At 73.7% G+C, this 19,162-nt stretch carries 14 protein-coding genes; 10 read left to right on the plus strand and 4 right to left on the minus strand.

Translation table 11 applies throughout. The annotated features are described in order from the left end of the window. The first annotated feature begins 58 nt into the window (after nt 1-58). Together WMF44_RS02795 and WMF44_RS02800 are read left to right on the plus strand one after the other, a co-directional pair. Entirely contained in the window at nt 59-2,671 is a 2,613-nt protein-coding gene (locus WMF44_RS02795; protein ID WP_437297561.1) for a hypothetical protein, read from the plus strand. A gap of 43 nt (nt 2,672-2,714) precedes the next feature. Beyond that, nucleotides 2,715-3,455, plus strand: a complete 741-nt coding sequence (locus tag WMF44_RS02800) for a hypothetical protein (protein ID WP_437297562.1) — start codon at nt 2,715-2,717, stop codon at nt 3,453-3,455. Nucleotides 3,456-3,501: 46 nt separating this feature from the next. Here the strand turns inward: WMF44_RS02800 and WMF44_RS02805 are convergent, their stop codons facing one another. Further along, nucleotides 3,502-4,479 (minus strand): hypothetical protein, encoded by a 978-nt coding sequence (locus tag WMF44_RS02805; protein ID WP_437297563.1) that lies wholly within the window; start codon nt 4,477-4,479, stop codon nt 3,502-3,504. A gap of 386 nt (nt 4,480-4,865) precedes the next feature. Here WMF44_RS02805 and WMF44_RS02810 point away from each other — a divergent pair, with 386 nt between their 5' ends. Continuing rightward, on the plus strand, nt 4,866-6,245 hold the full coding sequence (locus WMF44_RS02810) for a hypothetical protein (protein ID WP_437297564.1): 1,380 nt from the start codon (nt 4,866-4,868) through the stop codon (nt 6,243-6,245). A gap of 18 nt (nt 6,246-6,263) precedes the next feature. Here WMF44_RS02810 and WMF44_RS02815 read toward each other — a convergent pair whose 3' ends face one another. Next, the gene (locus WMF44_RS02815; RefSeq protein WP_437297565.1) at nt 6,264-7,238 is read right to left on the minus strand and encodes a tetratricopeptide repeat protein; all 975 of its coding nucleotides are present in this window, start codon (nt 7,236-7,238) and stop codon (nt 6,264-6,266) included. A 467-nt stretch (nt 7,239-7,705) separates the two neighbouring features. Between WMF44_RS02815 and WMF44_RS02820 the strand changes: the two genes are divergently transcribed. Beyond that, the gene (locus WMF44_RS02820) at nt 7,706-9,412 is read left to right on the plus strand and encodes a serine/threonine protein kinase (RefSeq protein WP_437297566.1); all 1,707 of its coding nucleotides are present in this window, start codon (nt 7,706-7,708) and stop codon (nt 9,410-9,412) included. A 99-nt stretch (nt 9,413-9,511) separates the two neighbouring features. Further along, a complete protein-coding gene (locus tag WMF44_RS02825; RefSeq protein WP_437297567.1) occupies nt 9,512-11,701 on the plus strand; it encodes a bifunctional alpha,alpha-trehalose-phosphate synthase (UDP-forming)/trehalose-phosphatase in 2,190 nt (729 codons plus the stop codon). Between the two features lie 4 nt (nt 11,702-11,705). On the opposite strand, the gene WMF44_RS02830 is transcribed toward WMF44_RS02825, so the two are convergent. After that, nucleotides 11,706-13,451 (minus strand): right-handed parallel beta-helix repeat-containing protein, encoded by a 1,746-nt coding sequence (locus WMF44_RS02830; protein ID WP_437297568.1) that lies wholly within the window; start codon nt 13,449-13,451, stop codon nt 11,706-11,708. A 351-nt stretch (nt 13,452-13,802) separates the two neighbouring features. Here WMF44_RS02830 and WMF44_RS02835 point away from each other — a divergent pair, with 351 nt between their 5' ends. Then, nucleotides 13,803-14,420, plus strand: a complete 618-nt coding sequence (locus tag WMF44_RS02835; RefSeq protein ID WP_437297569.1) for a Maf family protein — start codon at nt 13,803-13,805, stop codon at nt 14,418-14,420. 178 nt (nt 14,421-14,598) lie between these two features. Then, on the plus strand, nt 14,599-15,933 hold the full coding sequence (gene mgtE / locus WMF44_RS02840) for a magnesium transporter (protein WP_437297570.1): 1,335 nt from the start codon (nt 14,599-14,601) through the stop codon (nt 15,931-15,933). 78 nt (nt 15,934-16,011) lie between these two features. On the opposite strand, the gene WMF44_RS02845 is transcribed toward mgtE, so the two are convergent. Next, nucleotides 16,012-16,617 (minus strand): hypothetical protein, encoded by a 606-nt coding sequence (locus tag WMF44_RS02845; protein WP_437297571.1) that lies wholly within the window; start codon nt 16,615-16,617, stop codon nt 16,012-16,014. A gap of 352 nt (nt 16,618-16,969) precedes the next feature. Here WMF44_RS02845 and WMF44_RS02850 point away from each other — a divergent pair, with 352 nt between their 5' ends. From WMF44_RS02850 to purU, 3 genes are all read left to right on the plus strand, one after another. Beyond that, a complete protein-coding gene (locus tag WMF44_RS02850; protein ID WP_437297572.1) occupies nt 16,970-17,275 on the plus strand; it encodes a hypothetical protein in 306 nt (101 codons plus the stop codon). 122 nt (nt 17,276-17,397) lie between these two features. Then, nucleotides 17,398-18,135 carry a histidine phosphatase family protein gene (locus tag WMF44_RS02855; RefSeq protein ID WP_437297573.1) on the plus strand — a complete coding sequence of 246 codons (738 nt, stop codon included), beginning with the start codon at nt 17,398-17,400 and terminating at the stop codon, nt 18,133-18,135. 105 nt (nt 18,136-18,240) lie between these two features. After that, nucleotides 18,241-19,134, plus strand: coding sequence for a formyltetrahydrofolate deformylase (purU, locus tag WMF44_RS02860; protein ID WP_437301524.1), 894 nt, complete (start codon nt 18,241-18,243; stop codon nt 19,132-19,134). Nucleotides 19,135-19,162 lie beyond the last annotated feature (28 nt).

Below are 19,162 nucleotides of genomic sequence, written 5' to 3' on the forward strand. Positions count from 1 at the left end.
CCGCGGCGCGCGCCGAGAACCGCCCACGCGCCCTCCGCGCCCCGCTACACTCGCGGCAATGCCGGAGCGCATCGTCGTGTCCTTTCGAGGTACTGCGGCCCTCTCGCAGCCAGACAGCACGGACGCGGTCGCGCCGTGGCCCGGACGCCGCGGCGCGCCGCGGGCGCCCGCGCCGCCGTCGCGCCAGAGGGGCGCGGCGCGCGCCGCGGGCGGCGCCGCCCGCGGCGAGGAGAGCTACCTCGCGCGGGCGCTCGCGCTGAAGAAGCGCGCCGAGGCGCTCGGCGCCACCCTGTGCGCCTGGAGCGCGCAGACGTTCTCGTTCGAGTTCACCCCCGACGACGTCGAGGAGGCCGTGCTGCTCGCCGCGCTCGCCGCGGAGGACGCGGCGGTGCACCCCGACGCGCGCTTCGCGGTCGGCATCGCGCAGGGCGAGATGACCTACGTCGGCGAGGCGGGGCGCTTCACCGCGCTCTCCTGGGGGCAGCCGCTGCTCGTCGCCGTCATGCTCGCCCGCGTCGCGCTCCCCGGCGACGTGCTCCTCGATCCCGCGCTCGCCGCCGTGATCTCGGGCGAGCTCATGACCCTCGGCGCCCACCGCGGCGTCGACGGCGCGCGCCGGGTGCGCGGCCTCCGCCTCGACGCGCAGCAGCCGCTGCGCAGGCAGGTCGCCGAGAGCGTGGCGCGCCTGTGCAAGCCGCCGCTCATCGGCCGCGACGCCGAGCTCGCCGAGCTCGCCGTGCCCCCCGGCTCGCTCGCGATCGTCCGGGCCGAGCCCGGCGCCGGCGGCACGCGGCTGCTCCTCGAGCTGGAGAGGCTGCTCGCGCCGTCCCGGAGCCTCTTCGTCGCGCCGATCGGGGCCTCGCGCGAGCCGTTCGGCGCGCTCCGGCGCGCCCTCGCGCGCGCGGCGCTCCGCGCCGAGAAGAGCCGCGCCCGCGCGCCGGCGCTCCCGGATCGGCTGAAGCCCGCGCTCGCCCGGCTCCTCGCCGGCGAGGGCGTCGAGCCGAGGATCGCCGCCGAGGTGCTCGCCGCGTGGCTCGCCCCGTCCGACGCCCGCGTCGGCCTGGTCGCCGTCGACGACGCCGCCGAGGTCGACGCCGCGAGCCTCGACGCGATCGCCCTCGCCCTCTCGCCGGGCGGCGGCCCGCGCGCCGTCGCCCGGCTCGGGCGCTCGGACCCGCTCCCCGCGCCGCTCACCGCGCTCACCCCCGCCGCGACGGTCGCGCTGGGGCCGCTCTCCCCGCCGGGCGCGCAGGATCTCGTCCGCCGCCTCCTCGACGGCTGCATCGACGAGGCGGGCGCGCGCCGCTGGGCCGCGCGCGCGCCCGCGTTCCCGCTGGCCGTGCGCGAGCTCCTCTGCGAGGCGCTGGAGAGCGGCGCGCTGCGCTGGATCGGCAGGAGCGTCGGGCCGCGCCGGCGCAGCGCCGGGCGGGGCAGGCCCCCGCGCACGATGACCGGCGCCGAGCTGGCCGCGCCCCCCGCGCTCCGCTCGATCGAGGGCCGCCTGCGCCTGCTCGCGATCGGCCAGCGCACGGTGCTCACCGCGCTCGCGACCCTCGGCGGGGACGCGTCGGACGCGGCGATCGACGCGCTGTGCGACGGCACCGGCGCCCCGAAGGTCGCCGCGGTCCAGGCGGCGCTGCTCGGCGCCGGCTGGGTCTTGCGGCCGGAGCCTGGCTGGCTGCGGCTCTCCTCGCGCACGCTGCGCGACGCCCTGCTCGCGGGCGTCCCGCCGGGCGAGCGCGCCGCGTGGCACCTGGCCGCGGCGCGGGTCGTCGAAGATCACGCCAGCGTGCTCGGCCTCGCCGACGCGGCGTGGCACGCCGCGAAGGCGGGCGATCGGCGCTCCGCGGCCGATCTCGCCGGGCGCGCCGGGCGCGCGGCCGGCGACGCGCTGCTCGAGGGCTCGGCCGCGGAGCTGCTCGCGTTCGCCGACGAGCAGGAGACCGCGAGCGATCACCGGGACGGGGCGCCGGACAGCTCGTCGAGCCAGCCGCCCACCCACCGCACGCCCATCGAGGTGGTCGGCGACGCGCCGGAGCCGCAGCGCGCGGCGCCGGCGCCGGTCGGCGAGCGCTCCCGCCCCGGCGCGCCCGCGGCGCAGCCGGACGACGAGCCCAAGGACTTTCCCGACGCGACCACCCCGGACGCCGGCCTTCCGTGCGGCGACGCCTCCGACGATCTGCTCGCGAAGACCACGGAGTCGCCCGTGCTGTCGATGAACGACATCGCGGTCCGCCTCGCCGAGCTGGCCAAGCAGGCGCTCGTCCAGGGCGACCTCCGCACGCTCGAGCGGCTCGTGGGCGAGCTCCGCCGCACCGGCGAGCACCTCGATCTGGCGGAGCGCATGACCGGCCTGATCTCGCTCGGGCGCGGCGCGAAGGAGGAGGCGCTCCGGCGCTTCCGGATCGCCGCGGAGGGCGACGCGTCGCCCTCGCAGCGGGCCCGGGCGCTGCTCGCGTACGGCGTCGCGCTGGCCGCCGCGGGCCGCACGGAGGGCGCGCTCCTCGAGGCGCTGAGCGCCCTCGCGCGCGCCCGCGAGGCCGAGGATACCCACGGCGAGCAGGCGTGCGCGCAGTTCCTGGCGCAGCTCGCGGCCGCGACAGGGCACGAGGAGGCGGCCCGCGCGTGGGCGCAGGTGGCGCGCCTCGCCGGCGCGGAGCCCCCCTCGTGACGGCGCATTGACAGCGTCGTCGCGGCTGTCCATACCGCCGGCCATGTCGTCCCGAGAGCCCTCCGGCGAGCCGGCTCCCGCGCCGGAGACCGGCGAGGAGCGCGCCGCGCCGCCTGCGCGCGCCGGCGCCGGAGAGCGCGCCGGCGCGCGCCGGGTCGCCGCGCTCCTCGCGCTGGCGCTCTCGCTCGGCGCGATCGCCGGCGTCGCGTACCAGCGCCACGCCGCGGTGCACCTGCGCGCCCTCCCGAGGGTCCCGAGCTGCGTCCGCGGGGCGCGGGTGGCGCTGCGCAAGCCGGTCGCGGTGTCCGGCACGGAGCCGCGCCAGACGGCGTCGGGCGAGACGGTCTACCTCACGCCTGGGGAAGATCGCGCCGTCGCCTGCGCCTTGCAGCTCGACGAGGCGCTCGCGCGGCACCTCGCCGGAGCGCTGGCCGAGCAGGCGCCGGCGCAGCGCGCCGCCCGGCTGAGCGAGCTCGTGCGCGACCGCGTGCCGGCCGACCCGGCGTACGATCGCGCCGCCTCCGCGGCGTACATGATGGCCTCCGCGGCCCTGCGGGGTCTGCCAGACGACGTCCCCGAGGTCCGCGCCGCCGCGGAGGAGCTCGATCGGCATCACGCCTGCCGCTTCGACACGCGCCGCCCCTGTCCGACGCGCCCGCCGCTGCCAGCGCTCGTCTGGCTCACCGGCGTCCCGGCGGCGCTGAGCCTGCTCGGGCTGCTCTGGATCGGGCTCGCCGCGAGCGCCGCGCGCACCAGGCGCTGGACGGCGCGCCGGGGCCGCTGATCGCCCGAGCTCGCGCGCGTCGCGCGCCTCCGCCTCCGCGATCGCCTCAGTCGATCGCCTCGACGCGGAAGCTCGACTGGACGAGGCGGCGGGGCCGGGCCCCGATGTCGGCGACGTCGAACCCGAAGCCCGCGCCCTGGTGGTGGATCCCGCCCGACGTGGCGCCGCTCGGCATCTGCACCGACGAGCTCACCGTGACGTAGACCTTCGCCCCCTTGGCGAACGCGGCGGTCATCGCGAGCACGCGCCCGGCGAGCTGCGCCGCCGCCTCGCGCGCCACCCGCGCCCAGAGCGCCGCCGCTCCGGCCGTCGACGACAGCGCGCGCACCCCGAGCACCGCGCCGGCGCCGCTCAGGTGCACCTCGAACACCGCGCGCGCCGTCGCGGGCGTCTCGGCGCTGCGCACCGCGTCCGCCACGACGGACGCGACCGTGCCGGCGGCCGGCAGATCCAGCCCCAGCGTCTTGTCCCGATCGCGCATCGCCTCGCGCAGCAGCTCGCCGGCCCGGTCCGCCGACACCTCGCGCGGCGCGGCCGGCGCGGTCGGCGCCGGCGCCGGCGGCGCGCGATCCGGCAGAACGCCGGGCAGCTGCCACACAGGCGCCCCCCCGAGGCCGGCGACCCCGCGCGGCCCCTCGGCGGTCGGCGGCCCGTCGTACTCGCTCGATGGCGCCGGGGCCGGAGGCGCCACGGGACCCTCCCGCGGCTCGACCGGCGCCTCCGTCGGCGCCTGCGGCGCCGCTGGATCGAGCGGCCGCCGCTCGCGGCGCGCCGTCCGGCCGAGGACCGGCTCCGCCTCGCGCGGCCGTGCCTCGTCCGGCGCGCGCGGCGGGGGCGGGCGCGCCTCGTCCTGCTCCGCCTCGCGCGGCGCGACGGGCTCTATCTCGATCTCCACCTCGCGGCGCGCGCCGCTCGAGCGGGCCTCGAGCAAAGGCCCCGGGGCGCCCGCGATCCGCGCGAGCAGCGGGATGGCGGCATGGAGCAGCGTCGCTGCGAGCAGGAAGCGGACCTCGCGGGAGAGCAAGCGCCGAGCACCTTGGTGGGTGCCGGACAGGGGCGCAAGTGCGCGTTTCGTCGCCGGCGTGCTCACGTCCCCGCTCGCGCGCACCTGCGCAGCCCCGGGCACACCCCACCCGCTCCCTCGCTTTGCGGCCCGACAGGCTCACCCGCGCGTGTTCCAGCAGGGGTCAGGGTATTACGGCCACGCTTAAATATGCGCGTACGGAACGGTTGCCGCTTGAGCTCGAGACCGTACTGGTCGATGCTCCGCCTGCCGCGACGCCTTCCAGGCTCACGGCAGGAGCAGAAACGCAGCGCGCTGCCGCCATGCGGCGCGCTCACGGAACCGACGCAGCGCCTCGCGAGCCAGGGCTGGGCGCTACATCCCCGTTGTAAGGGAGGGGTATCGACATGAAGGGAAACGTGCGCGCTGACGGGTCGCCTGCGGACCTGTCGCCGACGCCCACGCCGCCGCCCGTCACCGTGGTCCAGGGTCGCGCGGATCACGGTCTTCCCCTCGATCTGCCCCCCCTCGGCATGGCCCCCGCGCCGGAGGAGCAAGCGTTCCTTCCCGGTTTCGCCCCGCCAGCGCCGCAGGGGACGCCGCCGCCCTTCCCCATGGCCGGGGCCGGGCCGTACGGCTCCTGGTCCGCGCCCTCGCCGGGCGAGCGCCGCGCGCGCGTGTGGCGCGCCCTCGGGGCGTTCGTCCTGGCCGCGGCCACCGTGATCGTCGTCGTCGTCGCCGCCGCGCGCGGGATCGCCGCGCGGATGCCGATCACCTCCGCCGAGGCCTTCCGCGCCATGACCCCCGTCAACCGCGCTTCGCTGCTCGCGCTGCGCTCCTCGCGCGAGGACGCCGGGGCGAGCGCGGCCGTCGCGCCGGAGGGGCTCGCGCGCCTGCAGCCGCCGGCGCCGCCGCCCGCGCCGGCGACGCCGCCGCCGCCCGCGATCAAGCACGAGGGGTACGCGTCGATCCGCGGCGGCGTGCTCTTCACGCCCGACACGTTCAGGCCCACGGGGTCGAGCTACGATCTCCTGCTGCACTTCCACGGCAACACCCAGCTCGTCCGCGAGAGCGCCGAGGTCGCCGGGCTGAACGCCGCGGTCGCCGTCATCAACCTCGGCATCGGCTCGGGCGCGTACGAGGACTTCTACGCGACGCCGGGCGTCTACGAGAGCCTGCTCGCGGACATCGACCGGGCGCTCGCGCAGCGCGGGCTGCCGACCCCGCGGCTCCGCCGGGTCGCCCTCTCCTCGTGGAGCGCGGGCTACGGCGCTGTCGCCAAGATCCTGGAGCTCCGCCGCGGCGCCGAGCCCCTCGACGCGATCCTCGTCACCGACGGCATCCACTGCGGCTTCGTCCCGGAGCAGCCGAGCGGGCTCAACCGGCTGCAGCTCGCCTCGTTCGCGCGCGCCGCGCAGCGCGCCGCCTCGGAGGAGCTGCTGTTCACCATCACGCACTCGGAGATCGACCCGATCACGTACGCCAGCTCCACCGCCACGGCCAGCTACCTGCTCGACGCCGCGGCGGGGCGCCACGTCGAGCGGTCGCCCGCGTCGGACGCGCCCCCGCACCTGCGGCTGCGCGCGGCCGAGGGCGCCGTCTCGAAGAAGCTCGAGAAGCAGATGATCCCGACCACCGAGGCGAGCGTGGGCGAGCTCCATGTCCGCGGGTTCCGGGGCAACACGCCCGAGCACCACATGGCGCACCTGCTCCAGATGGCCTCGACCGTCCTCCCGGAGCTCGTCGAGCGCTGGCGCGAAGGCGGCGATCCGTCGTCCGAGCGCTGATCGACGGGCGCGGCAGGGTCAGCTCCGGCTCCGCGCCTCGGCCATCCAGGCCCCGATCGCCGTGGCCACCGGGTGATCCGCCCCGAGGTCCACCTCGGCGAGCGCGAGCGCCCGCTCGTACAGCGGCAGCGCCGTGGACGGCCGCCCCGCGGCGTGGTGGACCTGCGCGAGCCGGACCAGCGTCGGCCGGAGCGACGGGTGGGCGGCCCCGACGAGCGCCTCCCGCGCGGCGAGCGCGCGCTCGTACAGCGCCGCCGCCTCGGCCTGGTCCCCGAGCGCCTCGCGGGCGGCCGCCAGGTTGTGCAGGATCGACGCGAGGAGGCCCCCCTCCACGCCCGCCCCCGCCTCGGCGATCTCGAGCGCCCTCCGGAGCATCCCCTCCCGCTCGGCGGTCGGGAGGTCGTCTTCCAGCTCCAGGAACGTGGCGGCGTTGTAGAGCGCCTCCGCGACGAGCGCGTGACGGGCGCCGAGCGCCCCCTCCCGCAGCGCGATCGCCCGCCGGAAGAGCGGCGCCGCCTCGGCGCGGGCCCCCCGCCTGCCGAGCAGCAGGCCGAGCCGGTTCAGCAGCGCCGACAGCTCGATGGGGTCGGGGTCGCGCATCCGCTCGTAGCCCGCGAGCATCCGGCGGAACAGCGCCTCGACGCCCTCGAGCTCGCCCTGCCGCTCGAGGATGGCGGCCAGCTGCTCGAGCAGCCTCGGCAGCGGCGGATCGGCGCTCGCCGCCGCCTCGGCGATGGCGATCGCCCTCGCGGAGCTCGCGCGCGCCTCGTCCAGCCGCCCCTGCGCGAGCCGCGCCGAGCTCAGCGCGTAGAGCGGCGCCGTCAGCTCGGCGTCCCCGTCACCGTAGATCTCCTCGGCGATCCGGAGCGCCTGCGCGCATGTCGCCTCCGCGTCGGCGTGGCGCGAGCCGGCGAGCTCGGAGGCGGCCACGTCGAGTAGGCGCCGGTACTCTCTCCCCCTCCACCAGCGCAGCACGGCGCGATCCGGTCGCATCCTCCTCTACTACCTCGTCCCCACCCGGGAGGGCGAGAAGGCCGGCAGGGACGTCCGGCGCGCACCGGCCGGCGTCCGGCGGCGGCACCCGACAAGGATCATCGGAAGAGCATCGCGCGGGCGCGGAGCAGTGTACTCTGCTCGCAGGATCTCGTGGCGCGAAGGTGCGATGCAGACGCTCGATGCCAGCAACTGGCGGTTCCCGTCGATCGGGGCTATGGCGCACGGCCCATGGTGCGGCGCCCCCCGGACGGCCTCCCGATCGGCCTCTCGCGCGGGGGCCCCTGCCTCACGAGCGGGGCGATCGAGGAAAGGTCGCCAAGGACATTTCTTCCGTTTAGACTGCCCCGACGGCCCCACGCGCCGACGCTCCCCACGATCATGAGGTCCAGGCTCACGCATCGCGAGGCATCGTCACCGAGGGGAGGGCTCGCCCGCGCCCGCACGGGGAAGGCGACGGAGTTCATATGAGTGGTGCCAACGAAAACGTCGTCGATGAAGTAGCGCGCAGCGAGCCGATCGATCCGTTGCTCGGAAAGGTGCTCAACGGAAAGTTCAAGATCCTTTCCCAGCTCGCGACCGGCGGCATGGGCACGATCTATCGCGGCGAGCAGCTCCCGCTCGGGCGCCAGGTGGCGATCAAGGTCTTGATCCCGAACCAGGCCTCGCGGCAGCTCGACCCGAACTTCCACAAGCGCTTCTTCCTCGAGGCGAGCATCCTCGCGCGCCTCCAGCACCCGAACATCGTCACCGTCTTCGACTACGGCCGCATCGAGGCCGACGATCAGGAGCGGTTCTTCATGGCGATGGAGTTCCTCGAGGGCGAGACGCTCTTCCGGCGCGTGCGCCGGCAGGGGCGCCTGCCGCCGCCCGAGGCGATGCGCATCGCGCGGCAGATCGCGCGCGGGCTGCGCGAGGCGCACAAGCACGGCGTCGTCCACCGCGACCTCAAGCCGTCGAACGTCATGCTCGTCTCCAACGAGGACGCGGAGGAGGCGGTCAAGATCCTCGACTTCGGCCTCGTGAAGCAGCTCGGCGACGACTCGGAAGAGCTCACGCAGCAGGGCGCGTTCCTGGGCTCGCCCCGCTTCATGTCGCCGGAGCAGATCTCGCACGGCAAGGTCGATCTCAGGACCGACATCTACTCGCTCGGCGTCATCCTCTACCAGATGCTCTGCGGGAAGGTCCCGTTCGAGTCCGAGAAGTCGATCCAGATCCTGATGGCGCACCTCCAGCAGCCGGTGCCGCGCATGAAGGAGCGGAACCCGGACGTCGACATCCCGGAGCCGCTCGAGGCGCTGGTGATGCGCTGTCTCGCGAAGGATCCGGACGGCCGGCCCGCGACGATGGACGCCCTCATCCAGGGCCTCGGCGAGTGCGCCCGCGGCATGGGCGTGACGACCGCGTTCGGCGGCACGCAGATCACCTCGTTCGAGTCGCTGCCCGGCGTGCAGATCTCGTCGCGTTCGTCCACGGTGCAAGCGCTCAAGGACGCGGTGACGCTCCCGGCGCCGTCGAGCGATGACGATCCGAGCGGGCGCACCTCCGGCGTCGGCTCGGGCCCGGGCGCCGCCGCGACAGCGGCGGGCGCGTCCAAGGGCACGACAGGCGCGCACGAGGCCCCCTCCGGCGGCGGGCGCAAGGGGGTGATCCTCGCCGTCATCGGCGCGGTCGTCGTGGCGGCGGGCGCGTTCGCGCTGACCCGCAAGCCCGCGCAGACCGAGGCCACGCCCGAGGTCGCGACCGCGCCCACGACGGCGCCCGCGGCGACCGGCACGCCCAGCGATCACAAGGGCGCGCCCTCGTTCATGCTGATCATCGAGTCGATCCCGCCGGGCGCCGACGTCCTGGAGGACGGGAAGTCGCTCGGGCAGACGCCGCTCCAGCTGTCGATCTCGAACGACGAGGTGCGCGCGTCGCCTCGCCGGCTGACCCTGCAGAAGGAAGGCTTCCAGCCCTACTCCATCGTGCAGGGGCCGTCGGAGATGTCCGTGCAGACCGTCGCGCGGCTCGCGCAGGTGGCCGCGCCTGCGAAGACCGAGGACGCGCCGTCGAACACGAGCTCGGGCGGCAGGCGAAACTGGGGCCGGCCCGTCCGCCCCGCGGCGCCCACGGCCACGTCGAAGCCCACCCCTCCGGAGAACACGGCGCCGTCGATCCGGATCGACCGCTAGCGATCAGGGCGCGCCCGACGAACACCATCGGCTAGCCCCTGATTTCACCGCGCCTCAAGGGCGTGGTGCAGGGGCCATGCGCTAGCTTCCTGGCCGCGCATGTCCCGCCTGCTCATCGTCTCGAACCGCCTCCCGGTGACCGTCCACGCCGATCAGGGGGACGTCTCCGTCGTCCCCTCGGCGGGCGGCCTCGTGACCGCGCTCCGGGGTCCCCACGAGCGCCACGGCGGCCTCTGGCTCGGATGGCCGGGCGACCTCGCGCGCCTCACCGAGGAGCAGCGCCGAGACGTCGAGGATCGGCTCGAGCAGCTCGGCGCGGTCCCGGTGCACCTCACCTCGGCCGAGGTGAGCCGTTACTACGACGGCTTCTCGAACAGCGTCCTGTGGCCGCTGTTCCACTACCTCGTCGAGAAGCTGCACCTCGACGCCCGGCACGACTGGGAGAGCTACCGCGAGGTGAACGAGCGCTTCGCCGAGGCCATCGTCGCCCGGTACAGGCCGGGCGACAGGGTGTGGATCCACGACTACCAGCTCACGCTGGTGCCGGCGATGCTGCGGCGGCGCATCCCCGACGCGCGGATCGGCTTCTTCCTGCACATCCCTTTCCCCGCGGCCGAGGTCTTCCGGATCCTGCCCTGGCGGGAGCAGGTGCTGCGCGGCATGCTCGGCGCCGACGTCGTCGGGTTTCACACGACGGCCTATCGGTACCACTTCGTCTACTCCGCCGCGCGCGTGCTCGGGCTCGATCCCGACCTGGAGACGCTCGCGTACGAGGGGCGGCGGGTGCGGCTCGGCGCCTATCCGGTCAGCATCGACGTCGACGAGTTCGTGCGGCTCGCGCGGGACGAGGAGGTCCGCGCCGAGGCGCGGCGCATCCGCGAGAGCGCCCAGGGACGGAAGATCGTGCTCGGCGTCGATCGGCTCGACTACACGAAGGGCATCCCGCGGCGCATGCTCGCCATCGAGCGCTTCCTGGAGCGCGAGCCCGAGCTCCGGAGCAAGGTCCGGTTCATCCAGCTCGCGGTGCCGACGCGCGAGAACGTCGACGCCTACGCCGAGTTCCGGCGCGTCGTGAACGAGCTCGTCGGCCGCATCAACGGCAGCTACGGGACGCTCGACGATGTCCCGATCCACTTCCTGCACCGGTCGATGCCCATGGCCGGGGTCGTCGCGCTCTACCTCGCGGCCGACGTGATGATGGTGACGCCGCTGCGCGACGGGATGAACCTCGTCTGCAAGGAGTACGTGGCCTCGCGGATCGACGGCACCGGCGCGCTCGTGCTGAGCGAGTTCGCGGGCGCGGCCGCCGAGCTGATCGAGGCGCTCCTGGTGAACCCGCACGACATCGACGCGGTGGCGTCGACGATCCAGCGGGCGCTCGTCATGTCGCCGTCCGAGCAGCGCGTCCGGATGCAGGCGCTCCGGCGCCGCGTCGTGACGCACGACGCGCACCGCTGGTCGCACCGCTTCCTGAACGATCTCGAGCGCGCGGGCGGCGTCCCGCCCGCGGTGGGGGCCGCCCGGCGGCCGGAGGGCGCGCCCCAGGGGAGCACGATCGCGAGCGCGCGCAGCGCGCCGTCGCTGATCGTGATGCTCGACTACGACGGCACGCTGGTCCCCCTCGAGGCCATGCCCGAGCTCGCTCAGCCGGACGAGGCGCTCGTCACCGAGCTGCGCGAGCTCGCGGCGCGCCCGCGGACGCAGGTGCACGTGGTGAGCGGCCGGCCGCGCGAGGACCTCGAGCGGTGGCTGGGAGAGCTGCCCATCAGCCTCCACGCGGAGCACGGGTTCTTCTCGCGCGCCGCGCCCGGAGAGCCCTGGGTCGCGCTCCGCGAGGCCGCGCTCGACTGGAAGCCGAGGGTCCGCGACGTGCTCCAGGGCTTCGTCGACCGCACGGCGGGCAGCTTCATCGAGGAGAAGATGGTCTCGATCGCGTGGCACTACCGGGCCGCCGACCCGGAGCTCGCCAGCCAGACGGCCCGCGAGGTGCCCCTGGAGCTCGGCGAGGCGCTGCGCGAGCACGATCTCGAGCTCATCCCCGGCCGGAAGGTGCTGGAGGTGCGGCTCCGCGGGGTCAACAAGGGGGTGATCGTGCCGCGGGTGCTCGCCACGATGGGGCCCGACGCGGTGGTGATCGCGCTCGGCGACGACAGGACCGACGAGGATCTGTTCGCGGCGCTCCCCCCGACCGCGCTCACGATCCACGTGGGCGGCGGGGAGAGCTCCGCGGCGTTTCAGCTGCCCGACCCGGCGTCCGCGCGTCGCTTGCTGCGCGCGCTCATCGCCTGAGGGCTCACGCCCTGGCGCCGCGGCCGCGCCGCCGGAGGGCGGCGCCGAGGAGCGCCGCCGCCCCGGCGAGGAGAGCCCCCGAGCCGGCGACCGGGCCGCCCGCGAGCCCCCCGCCGACGCTGCACGCGCTGGCATGGGCGCCGTGCGGAGCGCCCGCGTTGCCCTGCGCGGCCTCGGAGCACGCAGCGGTGTCGTCGCCGTCCGCGGCGCAGTCGCCGGCGGACGGGTCTGCGTCGCTGGCATCGGCGTCGCTGGCACCGACGTCGCTGGCATCGACGTCGCTGGCATCGGCGTCGCTGGCATCGCCGCCGTCGGTGTCGCTGGCGTCCGCCTCGCCGTCGCTCGGGGCGGCATCGCCGTCGACGTTCCACGCCTCCTCCTCGGCGCTGCTGTCGCTGTCGTCGAGGTCCCGAACGGTGTCCGCGGTCCTCATGGCGAGCGCCGCGAGGCCGGAGCCAGACTCGTAGGCTCCGATGTCGATCGTGCCAGCGACCGGCCGCTGCAGCGGTCCGCTGGCCGCGCGCGCGCCCTTCCTGGGCGAGAACTGCGGCGCGGTGAGCGGCTTCGGGAACGGGTGCCCTGAAGTCGACGTCGCGCTGGAGCCGGCGTTGACGAGCGGGCTGCTCGATACCGGGCGGAGGTCCAGCGAGCTGAGGTTGGTGAAGCCGGGGTCGGCGCCCTGCACCGTGCCTCTCCACGCCCCGGGGATGGCCGAGGAGCCGGCGGGCACCCAGTTGTTCGCGCCCGAGATCGACGCCGCTCCGTTCTTCCAGGTCGCGCTCCTGTCGACGTAGACCTCCACGCCGCCGCCGCCGCGCCGATAGAACACGTTGTTGCTCATCTCGACGCTCTCGATCCCGTCGAACATCCTGATCGCCGGCCGCGACCCGGGGGCGAGCAGAAAGGTGTTGTTGACGAACCGGAAGCGACCCCACGTCTGCCCCGTGCCGTCGCCCCCGACGCGCACGGCGAAGTGCTGGCCGGTCTTGACGATGACGTTGCCGACGACGTCGGAGTCCTCGCGCGCGAGCCCCTCGTCCTGGCCGTCCGGCCCGATCAGCTCGAGCTCGTGGTATTTCGCGCCCTCGATCCAGTTGTAATAGATCTCGTTCCGCTCCGCGCGGCTCTTCACGCTGTTGCCGCCGTTGCCGTCGTGCACATAGCAGTGCCGCATGCGGAACACCGAGCCGAGGCGCGTCTCCTCGTCGGTCGCGATGTAGATGGGGTGCCTGGTGTCGCCCGAGCCGCAGGCATAGACCTCGACGTACTCCAGCGTGAGGGAGCCCGACTCGGAGTCGGCGCCGAGGATCCCGTGTCCGGCGCAGTCGTGCACCACCGAGTCGCGGATCGTGATGTCGTGCGCCTTGTTGAACACGCAGCGGCCCGAGCCGCCGGTGATATCGAAGCCTTCGAAGGTATAGTGATTGCCACCGAAGATCACGGTGTTCTTCCCCCCGGATAGGACCGGGCGGCGGCCGTTCACGCGAACGCCGCGGATCGTGATCTTCTGCGCCTCGGTGCCCGACTTCTTGAAGAACAGATCCCCCGGATAGGTCGCGTCGCCCTCGACCAGAACCACGTCCCCGGCAGCGAGGCGAGGGGCGACCTCCGCGAGGCTCGCATAAGGCTTGCCCCGCCCCACCTCGTACGTCGCTGCGCTCGCCGGCGAGGCGGCGAGCAGCACGGAGAGCCCGATGCCCGGCGCGACGAGAGAGAGCGTGACGAGGTGCCTTGTGTTGAGTTGCTGCATTGGCGTACTGTCGCGTGCTGTAGAGTCCGAGTGCAAGCTGCTTTTTAATGAAATGCATGATGGGTAATTCAGGCGACACCTGACGGCGGGAATTCCTGCCGTTATTCCCGCATGCCCAGCGGCTTTCACCATTGCTCAGAATCCGCGCCGTCTGCCATTTCTCGATAAATTTTGGTAAATAGAAGCAAATCGGTGCGAACGCCGCGAAGAGCGTGAAGAGCAGGGTTGCGCGGGAGGAGCGCAGGTGAAGCGCGGGAGGAGCGGGAGGAGCGCGAGGAGCTGGAGGAGCGCGAGGGGCGAGGCGGGCGGTTCCCCTCGGCGCGCGCGTCGTTCCGTGTCATGGAGCCGACCATGTTTCCGGTTGTCCTCGCCTCCACGTCGCCCTTCCGGAGGGCGCTCCTCGATCGCCTCGGGCTCGCGTACGAGGCCGTCGCGCCGGCGTTCGAGGAGATCGCGCCCGAGGGGATGTCGCCCCTCGCGTGCGCCCGCCTCTTCGCGGAGGGGAAGGCGCTGAGCCTCGCGCCCGCGCGGGAAGGCGCCCTCCTCATCGGCGCCGATCAGGCGCTCGAGCTGGATGGGGAGCTCCTCCGCAAGCCGGCCTCGCTCGACGAGGCGGCAGACCAGCTCGGGCGGCTCTCGGGGCGCGTCCACGCGCTCCACGCCGCCGTCGCGGTGCACGCGCCGCCGGGGGTGCCGCTCGCGGCCGGCGCGCCGCGGACGCTGGCCGAGACCGTCACGGTGGAGCTCCGCGTCCGCCCGCTCGGCCGCGCGCAGATCCGCCGCTATGTCGAGCTGGATCGGCCCATCGGCAGCGCGGGAGGATACCTCTTCGAGAAGCACGGACCGTGGCTGTTCGACGACGTGCGCCACGCCGACGAGGCGGCCATCGTGGGGCTGCCGCTCGTCCCGCTCTGCCGCCTCCTGCGCCGCTTCGGGGTCGATCCGCTCGACCCCCCCGCGCGCGCCTGAGCGCAGGCGGGGGGGGCCGCGGCGCTGTGCGTGCGGGGGCTCCCAGGGAGGGGCGGCCGTGGCGCGCCCGTTGCTAATCGTGGTTCCAGGGTCGAGCCTGCCGCTGGGCCCTCACGAATGAGCATCTTCTGCCGGGCGACGCCGACGGGGCGGGCCAGGCGCTCGACGAGGTGAGGCGATGATGGAACGCCCGCCCTTCAACGCGGCCGAGGCGCTCACGGCGGCTGATCTGACGCTGTCCTGGTCGGCCCTGCAGAACGAGGAGCGGGTGCAGGCCTATCGCCGCCTGCGGCGCGAGGAGGCGGAGGATTTCTTCGAGGGTCTCCCCACGGCCGACCAGGCCGCGCTCCTCGCGGGCCTCACGAAGGGTGAACGCAGGCTGTGGATCCGGCTGCTCGCGCCCGACGACGTGGCGGACCTCCTCCTCGAGGTGTCGCCGGACGACCAGGCGGAGCTGCTCTCCTTGCTGGACGAGCCGACGCGGCGCGAGGTGATCGCGCTCCTCGCGTATGCCGAGGACGAGGCCGGCGGGCTCATGAGCCCGTGGTTCGCGCGCGTGCGGCCGGAGGCGACGGTCGACCAGGCGATCAGCTACCTCAAGCGGCAGGCCAGGGATCACCTCGAGACCATCTACTACGGTTATGTGCTCGACGCCGAGCAGCGGCTGCGCGGCGTGGTGTCGCTCAGGCAGCTCATGATCGCCCCCGGCGATCGGCGCGTCAGCGACGTGATGAAGACCGACGTCGTGTCGGTCAACGAGGACGCCGACCAGGAGGCGGTGGCGCGGACCTTCGCGGAGCACGATCTCGTGGCGATACCCGTCGTCGACAGCGAGGGTCGGATGAAGGGGATCGTCACCGCGGACGACATCGTGGACGTCGTGGAAGAGGAGGCGACAGAGGACATCCAGAAGCTCGGCGGCATGCAGGCGCTCGACGCGCCCTACCTCCGGACCCCCCTCTCCAGGATGCTCGGCAAGCGCGCGGGCTGGCTGTCCGCGCTGTTCGTGGGCGAGCTCCTCACCGCCACGGCGATGGGGCACTACGAGCACGAGATCGCCCGCGCCGTCGTGCTCGCCCTGTTCGTGCCGCTCATCATCTCGAGCGGGGGCAACTCCGGCTCTCAGGCGACGACGCTGGTCATCCGGGCGATGGCGCTCGGCGAGATCCGGCTCGCCGACTTCTGGCGCGTCAGCCGCCGGGAGCTCGCGTCGGGCCTCGCGCTGGGCGGGATCCTCGGCGCCATCGGCTTCGCGCGCGTCATCGCCTGGGAGAAGCTCTTCGGGGCCTATGGCCCGCACTACGCGCTCCTCGCCCTGGCCGTCGCGATCAGCCTGGTCGGCGTCGTGACCTGGGGCACGCTGGCGGGGGCGCTCCTGCCGTTCGTGCTCCGGGCCCTCGGCTTCGACCCGGCGAGCGCCTCGGCCCCGTTCGTCGCGACCCTCGTCGACGTCTCCGGCCTCGTGATCTACTTCAGCGTGGCCGAGCTCCTGCTCCGCGGGGCGCTGCTGTGAAGCGGGCGAGCGCCCCCCGCGCTTTCCCCGGGGGCTTCCCCGAAGCGCGCGGCCGGGGAGCGCCCGGGCGGCGGGGGCCTAGGGGCTGACGCGCGACGCCAGGTAGCGCGCCACATACGCGCCGATCACGCGCGCGTCCTCGCGCCAGCGGCCGCCGGGCTTCAGCTTGTCCGCGTCCGCGGAGCTCAGGTTCGTGTTGGGGATGGGCGAGGCCGTGCGGCTCGAGAACTGGACCTCATCGAGCACCCGGCCGTCCGGCGTCGTGAGCCGGAGCGTCAGCCGGATCTGGCTCGGGGCCGAGGAGACGACCGCGTAGAAGCCTGGATTCATGTAGCCGACATAGGGCTTGATCACGAACGGCGCCGACGAGTGGCCGTCGGACGGCGCGACCTCGATGCCCTCTTCCTGGGCGGCGGCGACCAGGGCCTTCGTGAACTCCTCGTTGATGGACTCCTTGTCCGCCACGAAGCGCTGGTGATCGTCCGCGTCCTTGCTGGCGAGGTACTGGTCCTCGCGCTGGTCGAGGATGAAGAGGCCCACGTAGTCGATGGGCATCAGGGCGAAATACCGCTGGCCGACGAACGTGTCGGGGCTCGCCTGGGTCACGACGCGCCAGCGCGGCCCGCACCCGGCGAGGGCCGCGAAGCCGAGCAGCGCGGCCGCGATGAAGCTGCGACGGTGCATGAAAGTCTCCTTCAGAGGGCCCGCCTTGTAGGCCATGTCCGAGCGAGCTGGCAAGGGCGGCGCGCCGCGCCCGGGCGGGCCGGTCCGGCCCGCCGCGCCCGGGCGGGCCGGTCCGGCCCGCCGCGATCACGCGGCGGCGGCCCACGCGCCCCCCTCCGACCCGGACGTGGCAGGCGGCCCGCGCATTCGCCCGCGTATACGATCGATGGCGCGCGGGCTCGCCCCGCGCCCTCGCGCGCTGTGCAATGGGCGGACATGACCGGAGCTGGCCTGTCGAATGCATGTTCGATTCGACAGCTGCAATGGCTACCTCGTACGAGGATGCCTTTGTATCGACGTTGGAGGTAAACCCATGATCCCGAATTTCGTGGCCGGTCTCTTCAGCATTTGGCCCATCCTGGTGCTCCCGTTGCTCGGCGTCGATCCGCCGGAGGACGCGGGGGGCAGCGGCTCGCAGGTGGGCGAAGGCTCCGAGCTGGAGATCCCAGGCTTGCCCGGGGAGGGCGCGTCGCGGTTCGTCTATTCGATCTCCTGCATCGAGGGCAGCACGGGAAAGAAGACCTTCCTGACGGAGGACGACTTCTGCAGCGCCCTGCGCGGCGAGCAGGTCTGCTCCGAGAGCGCGGCCATCTTCGCGCTCTTCCACGGCTGTCCCTGAGCACCCGCGCGGCGGCGGTACAAACCCTTGACATTCGAGGGGGGCCTTGCTCTTCCTAGCGAGCGCGGACCGCCCCGCGCGGCCCTCCCCCCACAAGGTCGCGCGCCTCGGAGGCTCAGATCGTGACGAACCTCTATCTCATCCGGCATGGAGAAGCGCTGGTCAACGTGAACCATATCGTGGGCGGGATGCGCGGGGACACCGGGCTGACGCAGCTCGGCGTCCTCCAGGCGGAGCGCCTGCGCGATCGCCTGGCCGCGACGCGCGAGATCCCCGCCGACGTCCTGATCGCCAGCACCTATCGCCGGGCGCAGCAGACGGCCGAGATCGTCGCCCCCGCCCTGGGGCTGCCCGTCGCGCTCGACGACGAGGTCCAGGAGCTCCGCCCCGGCGAGGCGGACGGGATGCCGGTCGGCGAGGCGATGGTGCGCTACGCGATCGATTTCGAGCGCGAGCCGTACCGGCCGGCGAGCCCCGGTGGAGAGAGCTGGGCGCAGTTCATGCTGCGGGTCTCCGTCGCCCTCGATCGCATCACCCGTGAGCACGAGGGGCGGACGATCGTCGTCGTCACCCACGGCGGCTTCATCGACGTCGCGTTCCTCCACTTCTTCAGGATGAACGCGCTCGCCTTCCCGAGCGCGCACTTCGCCACCCGCCACACCTCGCTCACCCACTGGCAGCGAAGGCGGCGCTGGGGTCGGGCCGAGGCCTGGCACCTCATCTATTACAACGACAGCGCGCACCTGCGCGACGTCGAGCGGACCGTGCGCATCCCCTGGGCGGAGCTCTCCACCCTGGCGCCGAGGCTCGTGGAGGATCCGTCTGGGCCGCCGTCCTCCGAGAGCGGCGAGGGGCGCTAGCGCGCCCGGCCAGGCAGCCTGGCGGACAGGCTGCCGCCCGCCCGCGGTCCCTCCCGGCCCTCGCGCTTGCGCCTCCGCCTCGGGGCGAGCTACATGAGCCGTATGATGGGTCCCGTTCACGCAACCTTCCTCATCGCCGCTCCCGACCAGCCCGGTCTCGTCGCGCGGCTCGCGGGGTTCTTCTACGACATCGGCCTGAACATCATCGACGCGAGCAATCACACCGATGCGTTCATGGACGAGGGCCCGCGCTTCTTCATGCGTCTCGTCGTCGATCTGTCCGGCCTCGCCTCGCCGGCGGCCGTCGGCGCCCTGGGCGGCTCGGCCACCCGCGGCGCGATCGAGGCCGCCTTTCGAGAGCTCGCCACGTCGCTCTCGGCGCGATGGTCGGTGGAGTACAGCGATCACGTCCCGAAGATGGCGATCCTCGTCACCAGGGATCCTGCGTGCCTCTACGATCTGGTGCTCCGGCAGCGCGCGGGCGAGCTTCGCTGCGAGATCCCGCTCGTGATCTCCAACCACCCCACGCTCGAGGCGGTGGCCGAGAGCTTTCGAATCCCTTTCTTCTGCATCCCGATCACCCCGGAGACCAAGCGCGAGCAGGAGCGTCAGGTGCTTCACCTGCTGAAGAGGCACCATGTCGATCTCGTCGTGCTGGCGCGGTACATGCAAATCCTCTCCGAGCAGATGCTCGATGAGGCGCCGCCCGTCATCAACATCCACCACGGCTTCCTGCCCGCCTTCCAGGGCGCGAAGCCTTACCACCAGGCGCACGCGCGCGGCGTGAAGCTCATCGGCGCGACGGCGCACTATGCGACGCGGGACCTGGATCAGGGGCCGATCATCGAGCAGGACGTGGCGCGCGTGAATCACCAGATGGGCCCCGAGGAGATGACCCGGATGGGGCGTGACGTGGAGCGGCTCGTCCTCTCTCGCGCCGTCCGGGCGCACCTGGAGCGGCGGGTGATCGTAGAAGGCCGCCGCACCGTCGTTTTTTAGACCGCCGCTCTGCTGCCGCTCTGCGCTG

The organism is Sorangium sp. So ce426 (assembly GCF_051475585.1).
Taxonomy (GTDB): Bacteria; Myxococcota_A; Polyangia; order Polyangiales; family Polyangiaceae; genus Sorangium; species Sorangium cellulosum_B.

Excerpts from the sequence above, each read along its gene's own strand:
- WMF44_RS02795 (WP_437297561.1), top strand. The coding sequence starts at position 59 with ATGCCGGAGCGCATCGTCGTGTCCTTTCGAGGTACTGCGGCCCTCTCG.
- WMF44_RS02800 (WP_437297562.1), top strand. The coding sequence starts at position 2,715 with ATGTCGTCCCGAGAGCCCTCCGGCGAGCCGGCTCCCGCGCCGGAGACC.
- WMF44_RS02810 (WP_437297564.1), top strand. The coding sequence starts at position 4,866 with ATGAAGGGAAACGTGCGCGCTGACGGGTCGCCTGCGGACCTGTCGCCG.
- WMF44_RS02815 (WP_437297565.1), bottom strand. The coding sequence starts at position 7,238 with ATGCGACCGGATCGCGCCGTGCTGCGCTGGTGGAGGGGGAGAGAGTAC.
- WMF44_RS02820 (WP_437297566.1), top strand. The coding sequence starts at position 7,706 with ATGAGTGGTGCCAACGAAAACGTCGTCGATGAAGTAGCGCGCAGCGAG.
- WMF44_RS02825 (WP_437297567.1), top strand. The coding sequence starts at position 9,512 with ATGTCCCGCCTGCTCATCGTCTCGAACCGCCTCCCGGTGACCGTCCAC.
- WMF44_RS02830 (WP_437297568.1), bottom strand. The coding sequence starts at position 13,451 with ATGCAGCAACTCAACACAAGGCACCTCGTCACGCTCTCTCTCGTCGCG.
- WMF44_RS02835 (WP_437297569.1), top strand. The coding sequence starts at position 13,803 with ATGTTTCCGGTTGTCCTCGCCTCCACGTCGCCCTTCCGGAGGGCGCTC.
- mgtE (WP_437297570.1), top strand. The coding sequence starts at position 14,599 with ATGATGGAACGCCCGCCCTTCAACGCGGCCGAGGCGCTCACGGCGGCT.
- WMF44_RS02845 (WP_437297571.1), bottom strand. The coding sequence starts at position 16,617 with ATGCACCGTCGCAGCTTCATCGCGGCCGCGCTGCTCGGCTTCGCGGCC.
- WMF44_RS02850 (WP_437297572.1), top strand. The coding sequence starts at position 16,970 with ATGATCCCGAATTTCGTGGCCGGTCTCTTCAGCATTTGGCCCATCCTG.
- purU (WP_437301524.1), top strand. The coding sequence starts at position 18,241 with ATGGGTCCCGTTCACGCAACCTTCCTCATCGCCGCTCCCGACCAGCCC.